General features: G+C 70.8%; 19 protein-coding genes and 4 pseudogenes. 5 read left to right on the forward strand and 18 right to left on the reverse strand.

All coding sequences use genetic code 11. The features are described from left to right. Positions 1 to 4: 4 nt before the first annotated feature. Genes ACFVT1_RS26670 through ACFVT1_RS26685 form a run of 4 tightly spaced genes read right to left on the reverse strand, consistent with a single transcriptional unit; the run spans position 5 to position 6,067 of the window. On the reverse strand, positions 5 to 889 hold the full coding sequence (locus tag ACFVT1_RS26670) for a carbohydrate ABC transporter permease (protein WP_389799914.1): 885 nt from the start codon (positions 887 to 889) through the stop codon (positions 5 to 7). Then, positions 886 to 1,848: a carbohydrate ABC transporter permease gene (locus tag ACFVT1_RS26675; protein ID WP_389799916.1), complete on the reverse strand. Its 963-nt coding sequence runs from the start codon at positions 1,846 to 1,848 to the stop codon at positions 886 to 888. Before ACFVT1_RS26675 ends, ACFVT1_RS26670 begins: the two co-directional genes overlap by 4 nt. After that, entirely contained in the window at positions 1,845 to 3,152 is a 1,308-nt protein-coding gene (locus ACFVT1_RS26680) for an ABC transporter substrate-binding protein (protein ID WP_389799918.1), read from the reverse strand. The genes ACFVT1_RS26675 and ACFVT1_RS26680 overlap by 4 nt, the downstream gene beginning before the upstream one ends. Beyond that, positions 3,149 to 6,067, reverse strand: coding sequence for a family 78 glycoside hydrolase catalytic domain (locus tag ACFVT1_RS26685; protein ID WP_389799920.1), 2,919 nt, complete (start codon positions 6,065 to 6,067; stop codon positions 3,149 to 3,151). The genes ACFVT1_RS26680 and ACFVT1_RS26685 overlap by 4 nt, the downstream gene beginning before the upstream one ends. A gap of 309 nt (positions 6,068 to 6,376) precedes the next feature. Between ACFVT1_RS26685 and ACFVT1_RS26690 the strand changes: the two genes are divergently transcribed. Next, positions 6,377 to 7,981: an alkaline phosphatase D family protein gene (locus tag ACFVT1_RS26690; RefSeq protein ID WP_389799921.1), complete on the forward strand. Its 1,605-nt coding sequence runs from the start codon at positions 6,377 to 6,379 to the stop codon at positions 7,979 to 7,981. A 115-nt stretch (positions 7,982 to 8,096) separates the two neighbouring features. Here ACFVT1_RS26690 and ACFVT1_RS26695 read toward each other — a convergent pair whose 3' ends face one another. The 4 genes and pseudogenes from ACFVT1_RS26695 to ACFVT1_RS26710 all read right to left on the reverse strand — a co-directional run. Continuing rightward, positions 8,097 to 10,208, reverse strand: coding sequence for a glycoside hydrolase family 6 protein (locus tag ACFVT1_RS26695; RefSeq protein WP_389799923.1), 2,112 nt, complete (start codon positions 10,206 to 10,208; stop codon positions 8,097 to 8,099). A gap of 83 nt (positions 10,209 to 10,291) precedes the next feature. Further along, positions 10,292 to 13,042 (reverse strand): glycoside hydrolase family 48 protein, encoded by a 2,751-nt coding sequence (locus ACFVT1_RS26700; protein WP_389800171.1) that lies wholly within the window; start codon positions 13,040 to 13,042, stop codon positions 10,292 to 10,294. A gap of 382 nt (positions 13,043 to 13,424) precedes the next feature. Continuing rightward, positions 13,425 to 13,571, reverse strand: coding sequence for a hypothetical protein (locus ACFVT1_RS26705; protein ID WP_389800187.1), 147 nt, complete (start codon positions 13,569 to 13,571; stop codon positions 13,425 to 13,427). A 72-nt stretch (positions 13,572 to 13,643) separates the two neighbouring features. Further along, a pseudogene (locus ACFVT1_RS26710) lies at positions 13,644 to 13,793 on the reverse strand (transcriptional regulator); the annotation flags it as partial. Positions 13,794 to 13,830: 37 nt separating this feature from the next. Here ACFVT1_RS26710 and ACFVT1_RS26715 point away from each other — a divergent pair. Next, positions 13,831 to 14,187 (forward strand): annotated as a pseudogene (locus ACFVT1_RS26715) (DNA glycosylase AlkZ-like family protein); the annotation flags it as partial. A 129-nt stretch (positions 14,188 to 14,316) separates the two neighbouring features. On the opposite strand, the pseudogene ACFVT1_RS26720 reads toward ACFVT1_RS26715, so the two are convergent. Continuing rightward, positions 14,317 to 14,505, reverse strand: a pseudogene (locus ACFVT1_RS26720) (Tn3 family transposase); the annotation flags it as partial. Further along, positions 14,466 to 14,606, reverse strand: a pseudogene (locus tag ACFVT1_RS26725) (hypothetical protein); the annotation flags it as partial. The pseudogenes ACFVT1_RS26725 and ACFVT1_RS26720, both read right to left, overlap by 40 nt. Positions 14,607 to 15,187: 581 nt before the next feature. On the opposite strand from ACFVT1_RS26725, the gene ACFVT1_RS26730 reads away from it, so the two are divergent. Continuing rightward, positions 15,188 to 15,583 carry an SSI family serine proteinase inhibitor gene (locus ACFVT1_RS26730; protein WP_389799925.1) on the forward strand — a complete coding sequence of 132 codons (396 nt, stop codon included), beginning with the start codon at positions 15,188 to 15,190 and terminating at the stop codon, positions 15,581 to 15,583. Positions 15,584 to 15,630: 47 nt separating this feature from the next. Here ACFVT1_RS26730 and ACFVT1_RS26735 read toward each other — a convergent pair whose 3' ends face one another. The 5 genes from ACFVT1_RS26735 to ACFVT1_RS26755 all read right to left on the reverse strand — a co-directional run bounded on the left by ACFVT1_RS26735 (position 15,631) and on the right by ACFVT1_RS26755 (position 20,091). Further along, complete coding sequence (locus tag ACFVT1_RS26735; RefSeq protein WP_389799927.1) at positions 15,631 to 15,789, reverse strand: hypothetical protein; 159 nt, start codon at positions 15,787 to 15,789, stop codon at positions 15,631 to 15,633. 66 nt (positions 15,790 to 15,855) lie between these two features. Further along, positions 15,856 to 16,806: a cytochrome c oxidase assembly protein gene (locus tag ACFVT1_RS26740; RefSeq protein WP_389799929.1), complete on the reverse strand. Its 951-nt coding sequence runs from the start codon at positions 16,804 to 16,806 to the stop codon at positions 15,856 to 15,858. A 111-nt stretch (positions 16,807 to 16,917) separates the two neighbouring features. Then, on the reverse strand, positions 16,918 to 17,946 hold the full coding sequence (locus tag ACFVT1_RS26745; RefSeq protein ID WP_362206186.1) for a 6-phosphofructokinase: 1,029 nt from the start codon (positions 17,944 to 17,946) through the stop codon (positions 16,918 to 16,920). 143 nt (positions 17,947 to 18,089) lie between these two features. Next, positions 18,090 to 18,818: a glutamine amidotransferase gene (locus tag ACFVT1_RS26750; protein ID WP_362206185.1), complete on the reverse strand. Its 729-nt coding sequence runs from the start codon at positions 18,816 to 18,818 to the stop codon at positions 18,090 to 18,092. A 34-nt stretch (positions 18,819 to 18,852) separates the two neighbouring features. Beyond that, the gene (locus ACFVT1_RS26755; RefSeq protein WP_389799931.1) at positions 18,853 to 20,091 is read right to left on the reverse strand and encodes a MurT ligase domain-containing protein; all 1,239 of its coding nucleotides are present in this window, start codon (positions 20,089 to 20,091) and stop codon (positions 18,853 to 18,855) included. A gap of 114 nt (positions 20,092 to 20,205) precedes the next feature. On the opposite strand from ACFVT1_RS26755, the gene def reads away from it, so the two are divergent. Next, positions 20,206 to 20,751, forward strand: a complete 546-nt coding sequence (gene def / locus ACFVT1_RS26760) for a peptide deformylase (RefSeq protein WP_389799933.1) — start codon at positions 20,206 to 20,208, stop codon at positions 20,749 to 20,751. A 12-nt stretch (positions 20,752 to 20,763) separates the two neighbouring features. Here def and ACFVT1_RS26765 read toward each other — a convergent pair whose 3' ends face one another. After that, on the reverse strand, positions 20,764 to 21,414 hold the full coding sequence (locus ACFVT1_RS26765) for a TetR family transcriptional regulator (RefSeq protein ID WP_362206183.1): 651 nt from the start codon (positions 21,412 to 21,414) through the stop codon (positions 20,764 to 20,766). Between the two features lie 174 nt (positions 21,415 to 21,588). Between ACFVT1_RS26765 and ACFVT1_RS26770 the strand changes: the two genes are divergently transcribed. After that, positions 21,589 to 22,815 (forward strand): acyl-CoA dehydrogenase family protein, encoded by a 1,227-nt coding sequence (locus ACFVT1_RS26770; protein ID WP_389799934.1) that lies wholly within the window; start codon positions 21,589 to 21,591, stop codon positions 22,813 to 22,815. A 142-nt stretch (positions 22,816 to 22,957) separates the two neighbouring features. Here ACFVT1_RS26770 and ACFVT1_RS26775 read toward each other — a convergent pair whose 3' ends face one another. After that, positions 22,958 to 23,446: a glutathione peroxidase gene (locus ACFVT1_RS26775; protein ID WP_389799936.1), complete on the reverse strand. Its 489-nt coding sequence runs from the start codon at positions 23,444 to 23,446 to the stop codon at positions 22,958 to 22,960. A gap of 173 nt (positions 23,447 to 23,619) precedes the next feature. Further along, positions 23,620 to 24,186, reverse strand: coding sequence for a GNAT family N-acetyltransferase (locus ACFVT1_RS26780; RefSeq protein WP_389799938.1), 567 nt, complete (start codon positions 24,184 to 24,186; stop codon positions 23,620 to 23,622). Position 24,187: the final 1 nt, after the last annotated feature.

The raw sequence follows: 24,187 nt of genomic DNA on the forward strand, positions 1-24,187 counted from the left end.
GTCCTCAGCCCTTGAGTCCGCCCGCGAAGCCCTTGATCACATAGCGCTGGAGGAGCACGAACACCGCCAGGACCGGCAGTGCGGCCAGCACCAGTCCGGCGAAGACGAGCCCGTAGTCGGAGACGTACTGGCCGACGAAGGCGAAGACGCCGACGGGCACGGTCTCCTTGCCGGACCCGCCCAGGTACAGCAGCGGGGTGAAGAAGTCGTTCCAGACGAACACGGCGTTCAGGATGATCACGGTGCCGGTGATGGGACGCAGCAGGGGGAAGACGATCCGGGTGAACGCCTGCCGGTGGTCGCAGCCGTCGATGAGCGCGGCCTGTGCGTAGTCCTGCGGAAGGGCCCGGATGAATCCGGTGTAGAGGAAGACGGTGAACGGCAGTTGGATGCCCGTGTGGAAGAGCACCATGCCCTGGTACGTGCCCAGCCAGCCCAGGTCGTCGACGAGTTTGTACAGCGGGATCATGCCGAGCTGGAACGGCAGCACGATGCCCAGCAGGAACAGGATGTACAGCCCGTGGCCGAGGCCGCGGGCGCGGCGCGCGAGGCAGTAGGCCCCCGTGGAGCCCAGCACGACGAGGAGCAGCAGACTCGCCGCGGTGATGACGGTGCTGTTGAGCAGGGCGGGCCCCAGCGATGCGGAGGACCAGGCATCGCCGAAATTGGCGAAGGTGGGCGGGGAGGGCGGTGAGAGGGGCGAGTCGGAGATCTGCCGGGGGTCCTTCAGCGCCAGGGTGACCAGGGCGTACACCGGGAAGAGGAACACGACGGCGACCGCGATCAGGACCAGTTCGAGGACGTACCGCCCGTACCGCGGTCTGCGGCCCCTGCGCGCCCCGCGTCCGGGTTTCCGCCGTGCGGGCCCGCGAGTCGTTGCGGTGCTCACGCGGGGACCTCCCTCGCGCGCAGGCAGTGGAGCTGGACCAGGGAGACCGCGGCGACGAACAGCGCGAGTACGAGGGCGACAGCGGTGCTGTAGCCGAACTTCCCGTAGACGAACGCTTCCTTGTACAGCACGGTCGACAGCGTCTCGCTGGAGGTGCCGGGGCCGCCGTTGGTGGCGGCGTAGACCTGGTCGAAGAGTTTGAGACCGCCGATGGTCGACAGCAGGAGGTTGATCGTCAGGGCCGGGGCCAGCAGCGGCCAGGTGACATGGCGGAATCGCTGCCAGGAGCCCGCGCCGTCGATCTTCGCGGCCTCGTGGAGTTCGGCGGGCACCCCCTGGAGGCCGGCGAGGAAGACGACCATCGAGTAGCCGGCGTACTGCCACACGACCATCGCCGCCACCGACCACAGGGCGAGCGAGGGATCGCCCAGCCAGTCCTGCCGCAGACCGCCGAGCCCGATCGCGCCGAGGACGCCGTTGAGTCCGGCGCCGTTGTCGGGGTTGTAGACGTACTTCCACAGGATCGCGACCATGACCGGGCTGACGACGGCGGGCGCGAAGAAGATCAGCCGCAGCAGCGCACGGGACTTGATCTCGGTGTGGACGCCGAGCGCGAGCAGCAGACCGGCACCGTTCTGGACGACGACCACGGCCGAGGTGAGCAGCAGTGTGTTGCCGACGGACTCCAGGGCCCGGCTGTCGTCGAGCAGGGTGCGGAAGTTGTCCAGGCCGGTGAAGGAGAAGCCGCCGATGCCGGACCAGTCGGTGAAGGCGTACATCACCCCCGCAAGGCTCGGGTACAGGACGACGAGGGCGTACACGCCGAGCGCCGGGACCACGAAGATCCACGGCGGGGCGGTGTGGTCGCGGCGGCGGACCGGGCGGCCGGAGCCGGTCCGCGGCCCGTCCCCGGCCTTGCCGACGGTGCCCGGGACGGCCTTCTCGGAGGTGCTCGTCACGATTTCTTCCCGTAGGCCTCGTCCATCTGTCCCAGGGCGCCGTCGACGTCCGTCCTGCCGGCCAGCAGGTTCTGTACGGCGGCGAAATGGGCCGGCTGCACCTCGGCGTTGGGCCAGCTCTGGTCCATGAACGGAACGGCGCGGTTGTCGTCGATGAGGGGCAGGAAGCCCTTGAGGACGGGATCGATCGCGGTGGACGGGCCGCGCCTGAACGGGATCGCGGCGACGGACCGCGCCCAGCGGTCCACGTTCTCCTGCCTGCCGAGGAATTCGATGAACCCCTTCGCCGCGGCTCCCTCGGAGGACCGTGCGGAGACCCCGAGGCCGACGACGACGCCCGCCGGAATCCACAGGTCCGCCGCGTCGTCACCGCCGGGGAACGGGAACATGCCGAGATCGTCCGGTTTCCCCGTGGCCTGGCGGAAGTTGGCGAGTACGGCGGAGACCTGGACGGCCATCGCGGCCTTGCCGCTCGCGACCAACGAGGTCTGCTGTTCGTACGTCGTTCCGTTGGGGTTGTCGTTGAAGAAGCCCCGGCGCTGCAACTCCTGGTACCTGCCCATCGCGTCGGCCCACCCGGAGCCGCGGAAGTGTGCCTTTCCGGCGGCCATCTCGGCGTCGAAGCCGGGATTCTTCGCGTAGACGGCGTTGGGGACCAGCGCGTACGTGATCAGTTGGGTGACCCAGGGGGTCTGGGCGCCGAGCGCGATCGGAATCACGCCCCTGGCCTTCAACGCGGCACAGACGTCGAGCAGTTCGCTCCATGTCCCGGGCGGCTCGACTCCGGCCCTCGCGAAGGCGTTCTTGTTGTAGATGGCGCCGATGACGCTGCTTCCCGCCGCATACAGATACGTCTTGCCCTCGTAGCGGTACGCCGGGTGGAAACTCGCCGGGACCTCCTTCGTCCATGCCTGGCCGCTGAGGTCGGCGAGCAGACCGGCCTTGGCGAGCTCGACCATGGACATGGCACTGCCGCTGCCGGGATACAGCACATGGACATCGGGGGCGTTGCCCCCCGCGAGCTGGGTACGCACCACCGTCTGCACCTGGTCCGTGGGTGCGAAGGAGGTGGCGAACTCGTCGTCCGGGTGGGACTCGCGGTACAGCGCGACGAGCTCCTCGACCGGCTTCTGCTGGTCGGCGACACCGACGACGCGCAGCCTGCCGGAGCCGCCACCCGAATCCGAGCAGGCCGTCAGGGCGGGCGGAAGGGCGGCGAGCGCCGCGGCGCCGCCGCCGATACGGAGAAACCCCCGGCGGCCGATCGCGCCCCGGCCCGGCCGGCTGTGAGAACCCGTCGTCATGGTGTGTCCTCCTCGTGCGAACGTGCGGACGATGGTTTCGCCGCCGGTCCCGGCATGCGGCGGCCCGAGGTGGGCGACGGCCGGGCCGCCGGAGGCGTGCCGGCGCCGCCAACGGCCGGCGGACAGGCCGAGGTGAAGCGGTAGGTGCCCGAGGACACGCGGTGGAGAACATGGTCGGAGGCGGTCGCGAGCAGTGTGATGTGACGGTCGCCGACTCCCGGGACCACACCCGATTCGCGGACCGAGCGCGGGTCCGTGGTGGGCACGTACACATCGGCCGTGGCGCCGGGCGGCACCCGTACGCACAGGGCGAGCCGGCCGCCGCGCCTCTCCCAGCTCACCTCGACGGTGCCGCGGACCGATTCGTGACGGGCGCTCGCGCGGCGCAGGGCACCGGGGCGGGGCCGTATCCGCAGATGCCGGTATCCGGTGGAGTCCGGAGCCTGGTCGAGCCCGGCGACACCGCGGTAGAGCCATTCGCCGATCGAGCCGAGCGCGTAGTGGTTGAAGGAGTTCATCGCGGGTGCGCGGAACCCCGTTTCGGGGGTCCATCCGTCCCAGCGTTCCCAGATCGTGGTGGCGCCGTGCCGCAGCGGAAACCGCCACGACGGCACTTCGTCGCGGGCCAGCAGTGCGTGAGCGAGGTCGGCCCGCCCGTGGGCGTCGAGGACGGGGGCCGCGAGCGCCACCCCGAGGAAGCCGGTCGCGAGGGCGGGCCCGGCCGACTCGACGAGTTCGGCGAGACGGTGTGCGGCGCCTCCGACGAGGCCGTCGGGCAGCAACTCATGGGCCAGCGCGAGGAGGTAGCCGGTCTGGGTGTCCCCTGTGATGCGTACGGCGTCGGGCCCGGCGGCGGCGCGCTCGACGGTGACGAAGCGCGCGGCGAACGCGCGGCGGATGCCGTCGGCCAGCCGGTGGTAGTGGTCCCCGACGTCCGTGTGGCCCAGGACGTCGGCCGCCTTCGCCGTGAGCCGGGCACTGTGCGCGAAACAGGCCGTGGCGACGACGTCGCGCGGGGTGGGGGTACCGGGGGCGAGCCAGTCGGAGAAGTGCGGACCCACCCGTCTGCGCCAGACCAGATCCGGATTGTGACGGTGGATCAGATCGACCCAGGCGCGCATGCCCTCCAGCGCCCGGCCGAGGAAGCGCGGATCGTCGTAGGTGCGGTAGAGGTGCCACGGGATGATCACACCCGCGTCGCCCCAGCCCGGCGCGCCTTCGTCGCAGACGCCCACGAGACGCGGGGCGACGTTGCTGAAGCCGCCGTCGGGGCTGCGGGCGTCGTCGATGTCGCGCAGCCACTTGGTGAAGAACGCGGCGACATCCGCGTTGAGCGCGGCCGTGGGCAGGAAGACCTGCGCGTCGGCCAGCCAGCCGAGCCGCTCGTCGCGCTGCGGACAGTCCGTGGGAACACTGACGAAGTTCGAGCGCTGCCCCCATACGACACAGTCGTGGAGCCGGCGGAGCTCGGCGTCCGAGCAGTCGAACTCGCCGGCCCACGGGGTGTCGCTGTGCAGCACCACGGCGACGGCATCGGACTCGGACAGCTCCGGGATCCCGCTGATCTCCGCGTACCGGAACCCGTGGTACGTGAAGCGCGGCTCGAACACGAAGTGCCGCCGCCCGTCCCCGATGAGCACATCGGTCGCGGCGGCGGTCCGTAAATTGGCCGTGTACAGCCGGTGCGACGCGTCCAGCACCTCGGCGTGGCGGATCACCACCCGTGCCCCGGCGGCGAGTTCACCGATCCGCAGCCGCACCCGCCCGGCGAGGTTCTGGCCGAAGTCGACGACATGGGTGTCCGGGGAGACACGTCTGATCGAGGACGGGCGCAGCTCGGCGGTCGCCCGCACGGGCTCGTCGACGGACGCCACGAGCCGACGGCGATCGGTGTCCGTGACCAGGGCCGGGGACCAGCCGCCGTCGTCGAAGCCGGGCAGCTCCCAGCCGTCGCGGGCGTGCCGCAGATCGTGGCACTCGCCCATCAGCAGATCCGCGTGGCGGATGACTCCCGTGCTCGTCCGCCATGCGCCGTCGGTGACGATCGCGGCGCTCCGGCCGTCCGGATACGTGAGGTGGAGTTCCGCCAGGAACTGCGGGAACGAGCCGTAGTGCGCCCCGGCCCGGCGCGGTTCGAAGCCGACGAACCCGCTCCACCAGCCGTCGGCGACGGTCGCGGCGAGCACGTTCTCGCCCTCACGCAGCAAGTCGCCCACGTCGTACGTCTGGTACTGGACGCGGTGGTGGTAATCGGTCCAGCCGGGCGCGAGTTCGGCGTCACCGACCCGTACGCCGTTGAGCCGGACCTCGTACAGGCCGCGCGCGCTGACATGGAGCCGGGCGCGCCCGCCCGGCGAGGCGGTGAAGGTGCGGCGCAGTACGGGGCACGGGGCGAGCCCGTGGTGGTCGAGGGCCGACTCGCCCTCGGTGGGCGCGTCCATGACCTCGACCGGACGCGGGTCGTGGGTGATCCACGACGCCTGCCAGGCCGCGGGTCCGGTGAAGGCCGTCTCGAACCAGGACGTGGCCTCGGCGGGCGCCGCCGTTCCGGCCGGCCAGACGGAGACCCGCCAGTGATAGCGCGTGCGGCCCCGGAGGGCGGGCCCGGCGTATACGGCGGCGGTCGCACAGGAGTCCGCCACCCGGCCCGTGTCCCAGAGGAGTTGACGGCAGCTGTCCAGGTCCTCGGGGCGTTCGGCGACGCGGACCCGATAGGCCACGGGGTCGTCCCCACGGCGGTCGGACGCCAGCCGCCAGGAGAGCCGGGGCGCGGGTTCGTCGATTCCCAGCGGGGCCGTGCGGTGCTCGCACCGCAGGCCGTACGGCCGCAGCGGCCGGCCCTCGGGACGACGGCCGGCCGCTGCTCCTTCGGCGGGACGGGAGGCGGGCACATCCGCTGCCGGGGAACCGGACACGAGCATGTCCTTCCGTCGCACCGAATTTCCCGATGTGAAATCTAACGTTAATTCTGTGGCGTGGAGACTATGAGCCGCCCCGGGGGGTGTCAAGGGTGCTGCCGACCCGGCGCCCGACCGCCGGGAGAATCGCCGATGCCTCCCCAACTGACCCCTTGTGAACGGTATTGCGGCCATCGGCGCGTGGTCTTGTGGCGTGTGATTCCCCTGTGATATTCAGCCTGTGATTACCACATGGGCGGACGTGAAATCACGCGCCGATCCCATCTCGTACCGCACGGGATCCCGCCCGACGAAGGGACGAGCTTCATGCGAATGAACAGTGGGGCAGGCGGCACCGGAGGGTTCGGCAGGCGAGCGATGCTCGGCGGGACGGTCGGCATGGCCCTCGCCGCGGCCGGCCTGTCGGCGGGCAGCGCCTGGGGCGACGCGCCCTTCCATGACGACCCGTTCACGCTGGGAGTCGCCTCCGGCGATCCCTGGCCGGACGGATTCGTGCTGTGGACCCGTCTCGCGCCCCACCCCCTGGCTCCGGACGGGGCCGGCGGCATGCCGCCGTACTCCGTCGACGTCCAGTGGGAGGTCGCCCGCGACGAACGCTTCCGGTCCGTCGTACGCCGGGGACGGACCCGGGCGGTGCCCGAGCTCGCCCACTCCGTCCACATCGAGGTCTCCGGACTCCAGCCGGGCCGGCACTATTACTACCGCTTCCGCGCCGGGGGCGTGCACAGCCCCGTCGGCCGCACCCGCACCGCGCCCCCGCCGCACAGCCGTCCCAAGGAACTCGATTTCGCCTTCGTCTCCTGCCAGGCCTGGTTCGAAGGCTTCTACACCGCCTACCGGCACCTCGCCGAGGAGGACGTCGACCTGGTCCTGCACCTCGGCGACTACATCTACGAGAACACCATCGACGCCATGGGCGGCGTACGCAACGTCCCGGTCGCGGCCGAACTGCGTCCCGAGCCGATGGACCTCGTCCAGTACCGCAACCGCCACGCCCTCCACCGCTTCGACCCCGACCTCATCGCCGCCCACCGGGTCCACCCCTTCGCCGTCGTCTGGGACGACCACGAGGTCGAGGACAACTGGGCCCGCGACAGGTCCAAGGCCGACACCGAACCCGATCAGGACCCCGCCGTCTTCCGGCAGCGCGCGGCGGCGGCCTTCCAGGCGTACTACGAACATCTGCCGCTGCGGCTGCCGAACAAGCCGAACGGCTTCGAGGCCCGGATGTACCGCAGCCTGCGCTACGGCCGGATGGCCACCTTCCATATCCTCGACACCAGGCTCTTCCGCGACGACCAGCCCTGCGGCGACGGGACCAGGAGCGGCTGCGACGAGCGGCTGGCACCCGGCCGCACGATCCTCGGACCGGAACAGGAGCAGTGGCTCCACCGCGGCCTCGGACGTTCCGACACGACGTGGAACATGATCTCCCAGCAGGTTCCCGTGGCCCAGGTCGACACCGACCCCGGCCCCGGCCAGTCGTTCGTGATGGACTTCTGGGACGGTTACGTGGACGCGCGCCGACGGCTGTTCAAGGAGATCACCGCCCGCGGCGTCAGCAACCCCGTCGTCCTCACCGGCGACATGCACCGTCACCTCGCCGCCGATCTCAAGCAGGACTTCGACCACCCGGAATCACCCACGATCGGCGTCGAGTTCGTCGGTTCGTCCATCTCCACCACGAAGGACGGGACGGACCTGGACCCTTCCGGGGCCCGGCTCCTCGCGGCCAACGAACACATCAAGTTCACCAACTTCCAGCGCGGCTACGTACGCTGCGCGCTCACCCGGGAGAGCTGCCGCGCCGACTTCCGGGTCCTCCCCTACGTCACCACCCCCGGCGCCCCCGTCTCGACCCGCACCTCGCTCGTGACCGAGGCGGGCCGCCCCGGGATCCAGCCCGCCTGAGAAGCACCGGCCGCCCCCTGCCGGGAGAGCGGCAGGGGGCGGATCGCGCCGGGCGCGTCCCTCGCCCGGCACTCGGCCCCGTCGCCGCCCGCGCGGACGGCGACGGGGAGCCCGGTCAGGGAGCGGTGCCCCAGGAGAGGGTGCCGCCGACGTAGACGGCGATCTTCGAGGCGTCGGCGTAGGCCGTGTTGGTGGCGTGGCTGTAGTCGTCGGCCTCGTCGAAGTTCGACCAGTCGGTCTTGTTCAGCCGCAGCTGGATCTCCCCGGTGGAGGCACCCGCCGCGAGACTGCCGCTGCCGAACCCGACCTCCAGGTAGTGGCTGGCCCCCGCGGCGGAACCACCCGTCGAGGACACACCGTGGGTCACGTGGGAGCAGCCGACGACCGCGTAGTCGCACGCGGTGGAGAAGGTGCTCGCCCCGGCCTCCGGCGTGAACCAGTACCGCACCTTCACCGTGGACAGGTCCACCGCGGCGGAACCGGTGTTGACCAGGTGCAGACCCATCCGGATCTGGTTGTCGGTGGCCGAGGAATCGGTGTTCTTGTACTGGACCTTGAGCGTCCCGGTCCCGGTGCCGCCGCCCTGGTCGGTCGTGGCCGAGACCGCCGCGGAGGCCGCCGAGACATGGCCGGCCGCATCCCGCGCCCTGACCGTGTAGCTGTACGCGGTCGAGGCCGTCAGGCCCGTGTCCGTGTAGGACGTCGACGCGGACGAACCCACCTTCGCTCCCGCGCGGTAGACGTCGTACGCGGTCACCCCCGTGTCGTCGGTCGACGCCGTCCAGGACAGCGACACGCTGCCACTGGTCTTCCCCGTGACCTTCAGACCCGTGGGCACGGTGGGCGCCTGGGTGTCGCCGCCGCCACTGCCGCCCAGCGGCGGGTAGGCGTTGCGTACCAGCTCCTGGAACTGCGCGGAGAACCAGTGGCCCGCGAGCGGGGAGTTCGGCAGGGCGCCGGTCAGGTTGTTCCCGTTGCGGCCGTTGCCCGTGTACGTGGGGTCGCACATCCGGTCGAAGCCCTTGCCCTCGTCGTTGTCGATGGGCCGGCTGTTGCCGTCCGACTCGCCCGGGGGCTTTGCCCATACGTAGGCGTCGATGCCGGGCTCGGGGGCGCTGGTGGGCCGCTCACCGATACCCGCGCCGCTCTGGTTGCACCAGTTGCCCGCGTGGATGCGCCGGTCGACACGGCCTCCGTCGACATAGTCGTCCACATGGGTCAGCGGTCCCGCGGCGGTGGGCCGGGCGGAACCGCCCCAGCCGTTGCGGGCCGTGTCGATCAGCATCCCGATGTCCGAGGCGAAGCCCTGGCTGACCAGCTCGGTGCGCAGCGCCTGCGCGAACGACAGCTCATCGACGTAGTAGTTCCAGTCCACCCACTTGGACTGGCGGACCGTGGTGCCGTTCACCGTGTCGGTGACCTTGAAGTTCGGCTCCTTCAGGGCCGAGTAGTTGGCCGTGTTGACGATGAAACCCTGGACGTCGGCGACCGTGGCGCCCTCCGATGTCGCGGCCTTCTTGAACTCCTGCGCCGCCGGGACGAAGTTGGAGTCCCAGCCCAGCCAGCCGTGGTGGGCGGCATCGACGTAGTTGTAGACGTTGGACATGGCACCGAGGGTGTGCAGGGCGTAGCCGACACCCTTCTCGTAGTTGCCGTTCGCCTTCATCGTCGCGCAGGCGTCGGTGGACCCGTCCGTGCCGCCGGCGTTGGTGACCAGGTTCGGCAACGAGTCCGGCTCGATGATGGTGACGATGCGCAGACTCGCGTAGGCCGGGTCGGCGAGGATGGCGGCGATGGGATCGATGTACTCGGTCTTGTACCGGTCGATCTCGGTGGGGCCGAGCTCGCCGTTGGAGGCCAGTGCGGCGCAGTCCCGTCCGGGCAGGTCGTAGATGACCACCTGGAAGAGGTTCGCGCCCTGGTCCAGCGCGGTGTCGAGGTGCTCGCGCAGACCCATCGCGTCGCCCGAGCCCTCGATGGCCGCGATGCGGTCCATCCAGACGAAGGAGGGTTCGTCGGAGACGGCGCCGCCGCCCGGTTCTGCCGCCGCCTTGGCGGACCAGTCGGGGTTCACATACGCGGTGGCGCCCACGTAGGGGTTGTCGACCCGGGCTGCGGCCTGCGCCGTCGAGGGTATGGCCACCGCCAGCGCCGCGCCCATCGCCAGGGCGGAGAGCGCGGCCAGCTTTCGGCGTACTCCGTGCGGGGTGGTGCCTCTGGTTCTCATTGCGGCTCCGTGCTCCTCTCATACGCCTGCGGAGGTACCCGCAGGCGGGTTCGCGGGGGTGTCGAGCAGGGGCGGCGGCCCGGTCAGGGCGCGGTGCCCCACACCAGGGCCCCGTCGGCATGGACGGTGACCTTCGGTGCGTCGGTGAACGAGGCGCCGGTGGTGCGGCTGTAGTCGTCGGTCTCGTCGAAGGCCGACCAGGCGGCCTTGTTCAGGCGCAGTCGGATCTCGCCGGTGGTGGCGTCCGCCGCCGGCGTGCCCGCGCCTGCGGTGAAGCCGACCTCCAGGCAGCGCTCGGCGCCCGCCTTCGGGGCGGCGACGGCGGCCACCTTGTGAGTGACGTTGGACGAACCGAGCGCCGCGTAGTCGCAGTTGGTGCTGAACGTGCTCGCGCCGCCCTCGGAGGTGAACCAGTACCGGACGGTCACCGTGGACAGGTCCACGGGGGCGTTGCCGGCGTTCAGGAGTTGCAGACCGAGCCGGATCTGGTTGTCGGTGGCCGAGGAGTCGGTGTTCTTGTACCGGACCTTCACCGCGCCGCTGCCACCGCTGCCCGCCTTCGTGGTCGCGGACACGGCGGCGGAGAGCGCCGAGGTGTTGCCGCCCGCGTCCCGCGCGGCCACCGCATAGCTGTACTCGGTGGCCGCGGCGAGGCCCGCGTCGGTGAACGCCGGCGTCGTCGCGTTCCCCGCGAGCACCCCGTTGCGGTAGACGTCGTAGCCCGTCACCCCGACGTTGTCGGTGGCGGCCGACCAGGCGAGCGACACGCTGTTGCTCGTCGTGGCGGTCACGGTGAGCCCACCGGGCACGGTCGGCGCCTCGGTGTCCCCGCCGCTCCCGCCCCCTTCCACCAGCAGCTCGGCGTAGATCGCGAAGGCCAGCGCGAGCGCCGCCTGGGCCCAGAAGCGGTGATAGGTGAAGGTGGGCGCCGCACCGCCGTCCAGATAGGCCTGGACCTTCGGCCAGTCCGGGTCGTCCCGGTACCAGGTCCGGATGCCGGTGAAGGTGACGCCCGGCTCGACGGTGTCGCCGTTCGGCATGGTGCCCGACCACCCCGACGGGACGTACACCTCGTCCTTGAACCGCTTGTAGTCGGCCCTGGTCTCCGGCACCGCGATGCCCTTGGCGTCGGCGTTCAGCGCCATCGCGTCGAGGAGGGCCTTGGCCAGTGAGCCCGCGGCCCGGTCGCCCGACTTCGCGGCGTAGTAGGTGAGCGTCTTGACGTACGCGGCGCCCACGCCGACGTCGTTGGAGTAGTCGGCCACCGACACGTGCAGCCCAGCGTTCTTCCCGGGGGACGCCGGGTTCCAGGTGTCCGGCTTCCCCGTCCAGCTCAGCGTGGAGGGGAAGCGGTAGCTGCCGTCCGCGCCGACCGCCGTCTCGCCGGAGGCCCACGCGACCCACTTGTCCAGCACGGCCCCGGCGGTCGCGTTGCCGGTGACGTAGTAGTACGCGGCGACCCGCTCCATGCCCCACGCCTGGAAGCCGAACCAGTTGTTGCTCGGCGGGTCGTGGTACACCGGCTGCCAGTCGTAGGCCATGCCGTAGAAGGTGGGGGTGCCGGCCGGCGGCGTGCCGTACCGCCCCTCCCAGCTGTTGGTGCACCCGCCCGCGAACGCGCCCTCGCTGGACTGCAGCCAGGTCAGGAACTCCAGTTGCCGGGTCAGGCTCTTCGCCCAGTCCGTCCTGGCCGTGGCCGACTTCGGAGTGAGCGCGGGTACGTTGGACAGCGCCCAGGCGGAGAGCGGGTTCTGGTACCCCTGGTGGGAGGCGCCGTCACCGATGCGCCAGGCCCAGCCGCCGCCGCTGCCGGCCGCAGCGCCGCCCCAGGCGTAGTACCAGGACAGCAGGTAGTGCTGCGAGTCACGGCCGGAGGCGGCGGGGCAGGAGGCGGGGTCGGTGCAGTCGCCGACGCGCTTGAAGTACTTGTCGAACATGGCGTAGCGGAGGTAGTCGCCCATTCTGGCGGCCTTCGCCACCGAAGCCGCGACCTCGCTCTCCTTGCCCTGCGCCGAGGCCCAGCGGTAGGCCCAGTAGGCGGCCTGGACCGCGCGGGCGTCGGCGTCGGGGGCGTTGGTGTACTTCCACTGCTTGGCGTAGTTCTGGTCGCCGACGAACAGATCGAGATAGCCGTTCGGGCCGCCGTACGCGAAGAGGTCGGTGGTGGGCTGCGGGATGGTCTCCCACACCGACTCCTGCGAGCCGCGCTGGTAGGAGTTGATGAACGAAGGACCGGCGCCCGGGCCCGACTCGCCGCCGGTGCCCGGTTTGTTGCCGTAGCCGTAGGTGTTGTCCAGGTCCATCAGCCAGTGCATGCCGTATACGTCCATCGTGCCGTAGGACGCGGCCAGCTCGGTGGCGAGCGGGTCCGTGCCGACGGGGACCGAAGGATCCAGGGGCGAGGGGTAGTTGTCCGGCAGCGGCCACTCCGGGGCGTACGTCGCGGGGGCCCCGGGGTTGTACGCGTCGCTGGTCGGCTGGTCGGCGTGTTGCGGGACGATCGTCTTCTCCGCCACCGCCCAGGCCTGGTTGAACGGGGCCCAGTCACCGGTCACCCGCCCGTACGCCGCCTCCAGCCACATCCAGAAGCTGACGGCCTCCGGGGTGGTCTCGTGACCGTGGTCCGGAGCCTCGACCATCAGGGTCTCGACGGAGTGGTACGGCAGGCCCGCCGGGCTGAAGTAGCCGTTGGCCGCCGCCTTGATCTTGCCGTACTGGGTGAGGAACGCCTGGGTGTACGGGTCGTCGCCCGCGGCGCCCCGGGCGGCACCGCGGGCCGCCGGTGCGGCGGGAGTGGCTGCGACGGCGCCCTGGGCCAGGCCCATGGCGAGCAGGCCGCCGCCCAGCGCACCGCTGAACGTTCTACGGGATATCGACACAAATCCTCCAGTGGCGGGTGTCGTGGGGGAGAGGTGGAGGGGTGGGGGCGGTGGCGGCGCGGTGGTGCGGAACGGGTCCGGGCGGCGTACGGGCCCGATGCCCCGGGCGGGATCACCGCGGGGGCGCACGGCGGCCGTTGTGTGCAAGTCTTGATTGTGGGAGCGCTCCCAAGGTGGCGTGGTGATGCGCACCTGTCAAGACTCTAATCACAACTGCTTTACGGCTTCGCCGACTTGACACCCCGGCGCGGGCCCAGCCCGTGGCGCACGGCCGCTGGTGACAGACGGTGCGCCCCGGGCCGGAATCGCGTGGTCCGTCGGCGCGGGACCGTGCGCGTCACCGAACGGTGAGCGACCCCTTCATGGACGGATGAATGGTGCAGATGTACGGGTGGGTGCCGGGCTCGGCCGGGGCGGTGAAGGCGGCCGTCTTCCCGGACGCGGTATCACCGGTGTCGAACGTCTTCCCGTCGGTGGCGGCCACCGGTCGAGCCCGGTTGGTTGATCGAAGATCCTGATCGATTGGCCTGCGACGACAGACCTCCGGCACCGGACATCACGAGCCGGCGGCACGGGTGAAGCGGGCAGCCCACTCCCGGACGAAGTCGACGAACTCGGGAGGGCCGAGCACCTCGAACTCCGCACCCACATTGCCCAGTGCCTGAGTCGGCCAGTCCAGGGTCTGCGAGGTCATCCGTACCCGGCACCGCTGCTCGTCGACCTCCTAGCGCGTCTTCCACGACGAGCGGGGCACTGAGCTCTTCGACCTGCCCGACGCGCCGCTCGCCGACCCGGACCTGCCCGTCCCCGTGCGATTTCTGCCCGCCTTCGACAACCTCCTCCTCGGGCACACGGACCGCGCGCGAGTGATCAGCGAGGCAGACCGCAAGCTGGTGATGCCGGGTCAGGCCATGGTGCGGCCCACCTTCCTCGTTGACGGCTTCGTCCACGGCACATGGTCGGTGAAGGGCTCCGTACTGCTCATCTCCCCCTTCCGGCCGCTGTCGCAAGCGGGCACACAGGCAGTACTGGACGAGGCCGAGCGACTTCTCGCCTTCGTCGCACCTGATGCGACCGGGCGGGGGGTCACGTTCAGCTGAGAACGACGGGGCGTTTCCCCCTCGTGCGGCGGCCGCCCCGTCCTCGCCGAGCACGCTGAAGTCCATGTCCGGGCGGGCATCGTAGTCGTCCGGGGTGATGCCGAGCTCGTGGGTGGAGTACTCGCCGAACCGTTTGATGTGCTCGGTCAGGCAGGGGGAGATCTGGGCCAGGCCCAGCGAGTCGACGACCTGGCCCCCGGCCTGCAGCTCGCGGACGACGTCGGCGATGTCCAGGGCGTTGCGGAAGGTCGCCGGGTTGGCCGGCAGCGAGGTGAATTTCACGCCCTTCTCCTGCTCGACCGGGTTGTCCGCCGCCACCGTGCCCCGCTGGGACGGAAGAACAGCAAGTCCTTCCAGTTGCGGATCCTGGGAATCAGGCCGATGCCCAGCAGGTGCGCAGCCGCGAGGACCGGGTGGCTCTGGCCCTGGGACTCCCGGACAAGATCAGCCTGCGGGTGGTGGAGCCGTCACAGCTCCTCCCGATGCCGCCGGGGTGTTCGCTCCGGCGGATTCCGGCGCCGTCGACTTCGTACCGCCACTGTTCGAACAGCCGGCGACGGTGACGGCGAACGGTCCCGTCGCGATCGCGGCAGCTGTCCGCGGATGGCTCCCCCCCCCGCACAGGAGCTCCTCCGACCGGGCCGCCGCTGCGGCGGCCCTCCGGCCCGAACGCCAGGGGGCGCCCGACCTACGAGGAGGCAGGCACCCGGGAGGACCTGCCGGTCCCATCCATCCGGGGCTGCGGGGCCGCTGTCCGCCGGTACTCCACCCGGACCCGGCGGCGGCCCCCGGAGGGTGGGGCCGCGGCGCGGCGCCTTGCCCGGTGCCGACTTCCAAGATCATCTTGCCGGGTTCCCGCAGACCGGGCGTCCTGGACATGCGGGAAATCCCCGGGTCCGTTGCTGAGATCCCCCGGTCCATTGCCGAGATCCCCCGGTCCATTGCCGGGACGCCCCGCAGCCCCGTGTCCCCAGTACCCCCGAGTCACAGGAGTTCTCCGATGCGCCCGCGTGCCGCTCTCGCCGTCGCCGCCCTGCTCACCCTCACCGCCGCGGGGCCCGCCGCGGCCGCCCGGTCCGGCGCCCCGTTGCCGGAGCGCAGACTCTTCCTCACCGTCTCGGGCAGCGCGAACACCTGGATCCGCGGCGTCGAGCTGATCTGTCCGCCCGCCCCGGACGCCCGGCACCCCGAGGCGGCCGCCGCCTGCGCGGCGATCGACGAGGCCGCAGGCGACCTGGACGACCTGCCCCGCGACCCGCACCTGTGCACCAAGGTGTACGACCCGGTGACGGCCACCGCCACCGGCAAGTGGGACGGACGGCCCGTCGCCTGGCGGAAGACGTTCCCCAACGCCTGCGAGCTGGACGTGGCCACCGGACCGGTCTTCCGCTTCTGAAGCCGGTCGTTCGGCCCGGCCGTCCTGAGCCGGACGAGCCGACCGGCTCAGGATTCGCGCGTCGCGGCCATCCCCAGCGTGATCAGCCCGAGCACCACCCACCCGAACCAGAGCCAGCCACTGCTCCCCAGCGCCACCGTGTAGGCGGTGACCGCCACCAGGGCCGCCACGGTGATCACGCCCATGGTCTTCGTGGATCCGGACATGCCCGCACCCTCCTCATCGGCCATATGGCCGTGGATGCCATCGTCACCCCGGAGGCATGCGCACCGCTACTGCCCGCGCGCCTGCAACGAGGCGAGATAGGCGTTGTACGCCTGAAGCTCCTGGTCGCCGTTGCGGTCGGCCGCACGGTCGGAACGCTTGGCCGTCCGCTGCTCGGAGCGGTACCACTGGAAGACCAGCGCGATCAGCACCAGTACCGACGGGATCTCGCTGAACGCCCAGGCGATGCCGCCCGCCCAGTTCTGATCGCTCAGCGCGTCGATGCCGAGTGAGGCCGGCGGATGCCTGTACGTGTCCACCATCGGCGTCGTCGCCATCATCAGCGCGATGCCGAAGAACGCGTGGAACGGCATCCCCGCGAACAGCTCCAGCATCCGCATCACATAGCCGGGTCGGTGCGGCCCCGGGTCGACGCCCATGATCGGCCAGAAGAACACCAGGCCGACCGCGAGGAAGTGCACCATCATCGCGATGTGTCCGGTCTTCGAACCCATCAGGAAATCGAAGAGCGGGGTGAAGTACAGCGCGTACAGGCTGGCGATGAAGAGCGGAATCGTGAAGACCGGATGCGTGATGACCCTCATGTACCGGCTGTGCAGCAGCATGAGCAGCAGCTCACGCGGGCCGGTGCGGCCACGCCCCGCGACCGGGAGCGCCCGCAGCGCCAGGGTCACCGGAGCACCCAGCAGCAGCAGGATCGGCGACAGCATGCTGATCACCATGTGCTGCACCATGTGCACGCTAAACATGACCATGCCGTAGTCGTTCAGCTTGGTGCACATCACCAGGGCGATGGACAGCACACCGACGACGAAGAAGACGATCCGGCCGATCGGCCAGCTGTCCCCGCGCCCGCGCAGCCGCAGCACGGCGTACCCGTACAGGCCGATCGCGAGAACGCAGCCGATGAGGAAGAACGGGTCCGCGGAGAATTGGAGCCCGCGGCCCAGCGTGAACGGCGGTAGATCCATGTTCATGCCGTGCCCGCTGTGATCCATCTGTTCACTCCCGCTGGGGACGTCCCCGTTTCGTGCCGGTTGTCCCGACCAGAGTAGAACTGCCCCCGGCCGCACGTGCGGCCGGGGGCAGTTCGTGGGACCGGGTGTCTCTCAGAGCACGCACTCCGCCTCGGCGTACCGCTCGGCCGGGACCGTCTTCAGGGTCTCCACGGCCTCGCCCAGCGGCACCATCACGATGTCCGTGCCGCGCAGCGCCGTCATCATGCCGAACTCGCCGCGGTGCGCGGCCTCCACCGCGTGCCAGCCGAAACGGGTGGCGAGCACCCGGTCGTACGCGGTCGGGGTGCCGCCGCGCTGCACATGGCCGAGGATCACCGGGCGGGCCTCCTTGCCGAGGCGCTGCTCCAGCTCGGTGGAGAGCTGCGTCGCGACCCCGGCGAACCGCTCGTGGCCGTAGATGTCCGTGGTGCCCCGCTCGATCTCCATGGAGGAGCCCTGGCGCGGCTTGGCGCCCTCGGCGACGACCACGATCGCGAACTTCTTGCCGGCCGAGAAGCGCTTGCCGACCAGTTCGGTCAGCTCGTCGATGTCGAAGGGCCGCTCGGGCACGACGATGGCATGCGCGCCGGCGGCCATGCCCGAGTGCAGGGCGATCCAGCCGGTGTGGCGGCCCATGACCTCGACGATGAGCACCCGCTGGTGCGATTCGGCGGTCGTCTTCAGCCGGTCGAGGGCTTCGGTGGCGACACCGACGGCGGTGTCGAAGCCGAACGTGACATCGGTGGAGGCGATGTCGTTGTCGATCGTCTTCGGCACGCCGACGATCGGCAGGCCCGCCTCGGAGAGCAGGTTGGCCGCCTTCAGCGTGCCCTCGCCGCCGATCGGGATGATCGCGTCGAGACCGAGATCGGCGACATGGCCCCTGGCCTGTTCGACGCCGCCCCGCAGATGGGCGGGCTGGACCCGGGAGGAGCCGAGGATCGTACCGCCGCGGGCGAGAATGCCGCCGACCGCGTCGAGGTCGAGCTTGCGGTAGTCGCACTCGAGGAGACCCTTCCACCCGTCGTGGAAGCCGATGACCTCGTCGCCGTGGTCGACCACCGCGCGATGCACGACGGAGCGGATGACGGCATTCAGGCCGGGGCAGTCGCCGCCGGAGGTGAGCACACCAATTCGCATTGCCCGGGAAACCTTTGCAACGTGGGCCGACGACCGGACCACGTCGTCCGGTTGGATCCCCGCCACCCTACCGGCGCAGGGTGGCGGGGCCGAACCGGGCGTCCGCCTGCTGGACGCCGCTCAGCTGAGCGAAATGGGCCTCATCAGGCGGGCTGGGTCGCCGACGCGATGCGCTCGGCACGCAGCGCCTCGTACCAACGGTCGTCCGTCGGCGGCAGGGCGTTGACATCGAGCGCCAGCTTCAGCAGCAGATCCGCGATCAGAGGGTTCCGCGCCATCACGGGACCGTGCATGTACGTACCGAAGACGGTGTCGTTGTACGCGCCCTCGGTGCCGTCGCCGGTGCCGTTGCCCCGGCCGAACTGCACCCGGGCGAACGGGCGTGCCGTCGGGCCGAGGTGGGTGACGCCCTGGTGGTTCTCGAAACCGGTCAGCGGCGGCAGGTTGAGGTGCGGGTCGATGTCGGCCAGTACGTCACCGACGCACCGGGCTCCCTCGCCTCGCGTGGAGACCACGTCGAGCAGACCGAGACCGGCCTCGCGCTCGCCGAGGTCGTTGATGAACTCATGGCCGAGGATCTGGTACCCGGCGCAGACCGAGAAGATGATCGCGCCGTTGGACGCGGCCCGGCTGAGCCCGCCGTCGCGGCGCAGCCGCTCCGCGGCCAGCCGCTGCGGACGGTCCTCGCCGCCGCCGATCAGGTAGATGTCACCGGACGTCGGGACCGGCTGGTCGCTGCGGACGTCGACGCGCTGCACGTCGAGACCGCGCTGCCGGGCCCGGCGCTCCACCACGAGCGCGTTGCCCTGGTCACCGTAGGTGCTGAGGAGGTCGGGGTAGACCCAGACCAGACGCAGACCGTTGTTGCTCATGCTTCGTCCTCTCCGGAGGTGGCCGCGGCCGGGGTCAGTTGCCGACACGACGGCGCAGTTCCTGGAAGGCGGTGTAGTTGGCGATGACCTCGATACGGCCGGGCGGGGCCTGCTGCACGGCCTCGTCGAGGCTCTCGCAGACCCGGAAGTCGAGACCGGCCACTTCGAGGCGGACCGCGAGGTCCAGCTTGCGGTCGCCGAGCACGAAGATCGGGTGACCGGCGAGCTGGGTGTAGTCCACGTCCCACAGCCAGGAGGTGTCCGTACCGTCCGCGCCGCGGGCGTTGACGGAGAGGATCACCGGGGTGGGCGGCGGGTCGATCAGCGAGAACGTTTCGAGCCAGCCCGCCGGGTTCTTCGCCAGCAGCAGGCGCAGCTCACGGCCGAGGAAGCTGACCACGTCGTAGCGGCCCGCGACGGCCTGCACCTGGTACATGCGCTCCAGCGCCACCTGCGGCGGCACACCGAAGACGGCGGCCACGGCGGCGGAGCTGGTGGCATTGGCCTTGTTGGCGCGGCCGGGCAGCTGGAGGTGGATCGGCCACGCCGATCCGTGCGGGTCCAGGACGTAGTCGCCGTGCAGCACCCAGCTCGGGGCGGGGCGGCGGAATCCGCACTCGCCGCAGAACCAGTCGTCGCCGGGGCGCTGCATCACACCGCCGCAGGAGGGGCAGGACCAGGCGTCGTCCTTCCACGCCTGGCCGGCCGCGACCCACACCACATTGGGAGAGGAGGACGCCGCCCAGACGATCAGCGGGTCGTCGGCGTTCGCGACGATCACGGCCTTCGAGCCGGACAGCCCCTCACGCCACTTCTCCGCGAGCATCCGGGTCTCCGCGGCGCGGTCGAGCTGGTCGCGGGAGAGATTGAGCAGCGCGATCACCTTGGGCGTCGTGTCGCGCGCGACCCCGGCGAGGTACTTCTCGTCGACCTCTATGACGCCGTACTTCGCGTCCGAGCCGCCCGCCAGTGCCGAGGTGATGCCCGCCGGCATGTTCGCGCCGAGCGCGTTCGACACGACCGGGCCCGCGGCCCGCAGTGCCTCCGCGATCAGCCGGGTCGTCGTCGTCTTGCCGTTCGTCGCCGACACGAGGATCACGTCCAGGTGCTGCGCCAGCCGCCCCAGCAGGTCGGGGTCGAGCTTGAGCGCCACCCGGCCGCCGATCACCGATCCGCTGCCGCGCCCCGCGGCGCGGGACACCGCCGCCGCGGCCTTACCCGCCGTCACGGCCAGCTTGGCCCGCGGCGACAACGGCTCCGTGTTGCCTGCCATCGTCCTAGATCCTCCTTGCATCGGTCCATGCCCAGCCTATCGATGTCCGGCGCGGCGACCGCACCGCGGCACCGCCGGGGAGGTGGAGGTCACGTGGAACGTACGATTGCTGCCATGCGAAACCGCCCGATCCCCGGCAGTTCCGGACTGATTCGTGCCATGAGTCTGCTCGGTGATCCGGTGCTGCACGGAGCCTGCGAACCCGTCACGGACTTCGGTCCCTCGCTCGCCCGCCTCGTCGAGGACATGTACGCGACCATGTACGCAGCCCAGGGCGTCGGGCTCGCGGCCAATCAGGTCGGCGTTCCGCTGCGGGTGTTCGTCTACGACTGCCCGGACGACGACGACGTCCGGCACCTCGGACATCTCGTCAACCCGAAGCTGGTCGAGGCGGACGGCATCACCGTACGCGGTCCGGAGGGCTGCCTGTCGCTGCCCGGGATCGAGGCCGGCACCCCGCGCTTCGACCGTGCCGTCGTCGAGGGCACAACCGTCGGGGGCGAGCCGGTACGGGTCACCGGGACCGGCTTCTTCGCCCGTTGCCTCCAGCACGAGTGCGACCATCTCGACGGCACGGTCTACACGGACCGGCTGACCGGGCTGCGCCGGTCGAGGGCGCTGCGCGCGGCCCGCCGGGCGCCCTGGGCGAAGGGCGGCTGACCGCACGGCGCCTCAGAATCCCGGGCCGCCGGGCCGGTCGCGCGCGTCGGCCAGTCTGCCCCACAGCAGATCCGCCAGGCTGCGCACCAACTGCTCGCGGGAGCAAGGGCGTTCACCGAGCCACCAGTCGCCTGCGGCGTGCATCATGCCGACGATGCCGTGGCCCCAGATACGGGCCATGGCCTCGTTGTCGGGGCCCAGGTCCACCCGCTCGGCTATCACCAGGGCCAGTTCCTCGCCGAGTCTGCGCAGCAGTGGCGCGGAGTGCCGTCCGACGTCGAAACCCTGCTCGGTCGAGGGCGCCGAGTCGTCGGACGGGTGCATCAGGAAGCGGTAGACCTGCGGGCGGGCCTCGATCGCCGCCAGGTAGGTGTCGAGCGTCGACTCCACGCGCCGGCGGCGCTCGGCGGGTGCGTCCAGCGCCGCCCGCAGAGCGATCAGCAGGGCGTCGGTGTGGCGCTTGGCGAGGGCCCGGTAGAGGCCGCCCTTGTCGCCGAAATGCCGGTAGAGGATGGGCTTGGTGATTCCGGCCTCCGCCGCGATGGCGTTCATCGAGGCGCCCGGTCCGTCCCTGAGCACCACGCGGTCGGCGGCTTCGAGCAGCTCGCGGCGGCGGCTCTCGGCCGCTGTCCGCTGCCGCTCGGCCTGTCGTGTGCTCTCCATGTCGTCTCTCCCCGCCCCTGGCCACGCACATTGCGTCCTGCCTGCGCAACGTAACACCCTGCCCGGCGGCCTGCGGATGGGAACCCGGGCGGTTGACAGAGGCTACTTGTCGGTAACAGACTGCGGTTACCGCAAGTAACGAGTGGTTTTTCAGGGTAGTACGTGGAGGGGAACATGGCGGAGTTCACGCTCGAACTCAACGACGACCAGAAGCAGGTCCGTGACTGGCTTCACGGCTTCGCCGCGGATGTGATCCGCCCCGCGGCTTCGGAGTGGGACGAGCGTGAGGAGACGCCCTGGCCCGTCATCCAGGAGGCGGCCAAGGTCGGCATCTACTCCCTCGACTTCTACGCCCAGCAGTTCTTCGACCCGACGGGTCTCGGCATCCCGATGGCGATGGAGGAGCTCTTCTGGGGGGACGCGGGCATCGCCCTGTCGATCGTCGGTACGGGCCTGGCGGCCGTGGGGGTCCTCGCCAACGGCACCGAGGAGCAGATCGGCACCTGGATCCCGCAGATGTACGGCGACGCCGACGACGTCAAGGTCGCGGCCTTCTGCTCCTCCGAGCCGGACGCGGGTTCCGACGTCGCCTCGATGCGCACCCGTGCGGTGTACGACCGGGCCAAGGACGAGTGGGTGCTGAACGGCACCAAGACCTGGGCGACCAACGGCGGGATCGCCAACGTCCATGTCGTCGTCGCCGTGGTCGACCCGGAGCTCGGCTCCAAGGGGCACGCCTCGTTCATCGTGCCGCCGGGCACCCCCGGCCTCTCCCAGGGCCAGAAGTTCAAGAAGCACGGCATCCGCGCCTCGCACACCGCCGAGGTCGTCCTGGAGGACGTCCGCGTCCCCGGCCACTGCCTGCTCGGCGGCAAGGAGAAGCTCGACCAGCGCCTGGCCCGGGCCCGCGAGCGCGCCGCGTCCGGTGGCGAGCGGGTGAAGAACGCGGCGATGGCGACCTTCGAGGCATCCCGCCCCGCGGTCGGGGCCATGGCGGTCGGTACCGCCCGTGCGGCGTACGAGGTCGCGCTGGACTACGCGAAGACCCGCACCCAGTTCGGCCGGCCGATCATCGACAACCAGGGCATCGCCTTCCAGCTCGCCGACATGCGCACGCAGATCGACGCGGCCCGGCTGCTGGTCTGGCGCGCCTCCTGGATGGCCACCACCGGCAAGCCGTTCACCTCGGCCGAGGGCTCCATGTCCAAGCTGTACGCGAGCGAGACGGCGAAGAAGGTCACCGCGCAGGCCGTCCAGATCCTCGGCGGCAACGGCTTCACCCGTGAGTACCCGGTGGAGCGGATGCACCGGGACGCGGCGATCTACACGATCTTCGAGGGTACGAGCGAGATCCAGCGCCTGGTGATCGCCCGCACCCTCTCGGGCATGCCGATCCGCTGACGGGGTGCGCGGCGGTGGTGTGCACGGCTCAAGCTCGCTGAGCCCTCCACCCCGCCGTCCTCGGTGGCCGTCCGGGCCGGAATCGAGGCCCGTCCGGCCACCGAGGGGGAGAGCGGCCGTCCGGTGGTGAGGACGGAACCGCTCAGGCGGGCAGCTGGGACTCGATGGCGGCGACGAGCTCCGGTGCCTCCGGCTCCGTGCGCGGGCGAAGGCGCGCGACCGGCTCGCCCGCCGGCGAGATGAGGAACTTCTCGAAGTTCCACTGGACGTCACCGGCCTCGCCGTCCTCGTCCGCGAGGGCGGTCAGCTCGGCGTAGAGCGGGTGGCGTTCCGCGCCGTTCACGTCGGTCTTCTCCAGCAGCGGGAAGCTGACACCGTACGTCGTCGAGCAGAAGGTCTGGATCTCCTCCGCGCTTCCCGGCTCCTGGCCGGCGAACTGGTTGCACGGCACACCGAGCACGGTGAAGCCGCGGTCCCCGTACGCCTTCTGAAGCCGTTCCAGGCCCGCGTACTGCGGGGTGAGCCCGCACTTCGACGCGACGTTCACCAACAGGACCGCCCGGCCGCGGTAGTCGGCCAGGGAGGCGGGCTCGCCGGTGAGCGTGCGCAGGGGGATGTCGTACAGCGTCATGAGGCTCTCCTTGTGAGGGTGGCTTCCACAGCCATTGTCGTGCCCACTGGTTGATCACCGTGAACCCGAACTCCCGAACGCCCGGCTGTTCGGATCCAGCAGCCGGGCCGCGGCTGCCCCAGGTGTGGGGCAACGGTCCGTCGGCGACCCGTAGGTGCGCCCGACGATTCTGCCTACGAGGCCGTGGACGGCCCCGCGGCCCGTTTCGCCGACCCCTGCGCGGCGCCGGCCGCCTTGTAGTAGAGCGTCGTCGGTCGCAGGGCCCCGGCCGGGTCGGCGGCGTAGTCCGGAATCGATCCGCACTCCGTCCAGCCCGCCGAACGGTAGAGGCGTTCGGCGGGGCTGCCGCTCTCGGTGTCCAGCACCAGCAGTGTGATCCCCTCCTCGGCGGCCGACCGCTCGGCAGCAGCCAGCAGCGACCGGCCGAGCCCCTGGCCGCGGGCCGACGGACGGACCATCAGCTTGGCGATCTCCGCCCGGTGACGGGCGTTCGGCAGCGGAGCCCGGACCAGGCCGATGGTCCCCGCCACCCGTTCCGCGTCCCGGGCGATCCAGACCCGGAGGTCTCCGGCGTCGACGGCTCCGGCCCTCTCCCGCCACCAGGCGGCCGCCGCGCCGCGGTCCAGGGGCGCGAGGAAACCCACCGACGATCCGCCGCCCACGGTCTCCACCAGGAGGGCGGCCAACTCATCGGCGTAGGTGACCAGTCCGGGTCCGGAAACCGGAACGATCTCGGTCATG

It is taken from the genome of Streptomyces sp. NPDC057963, from assembly GCF_042887155.1.
In the GTDB taxonomy this organism is placed as follows: domain Bacteria; phylum Actinomycetota; class Actinomycetes; order Streptomycetales; family Streptomycetaceae; genus Streptomyces.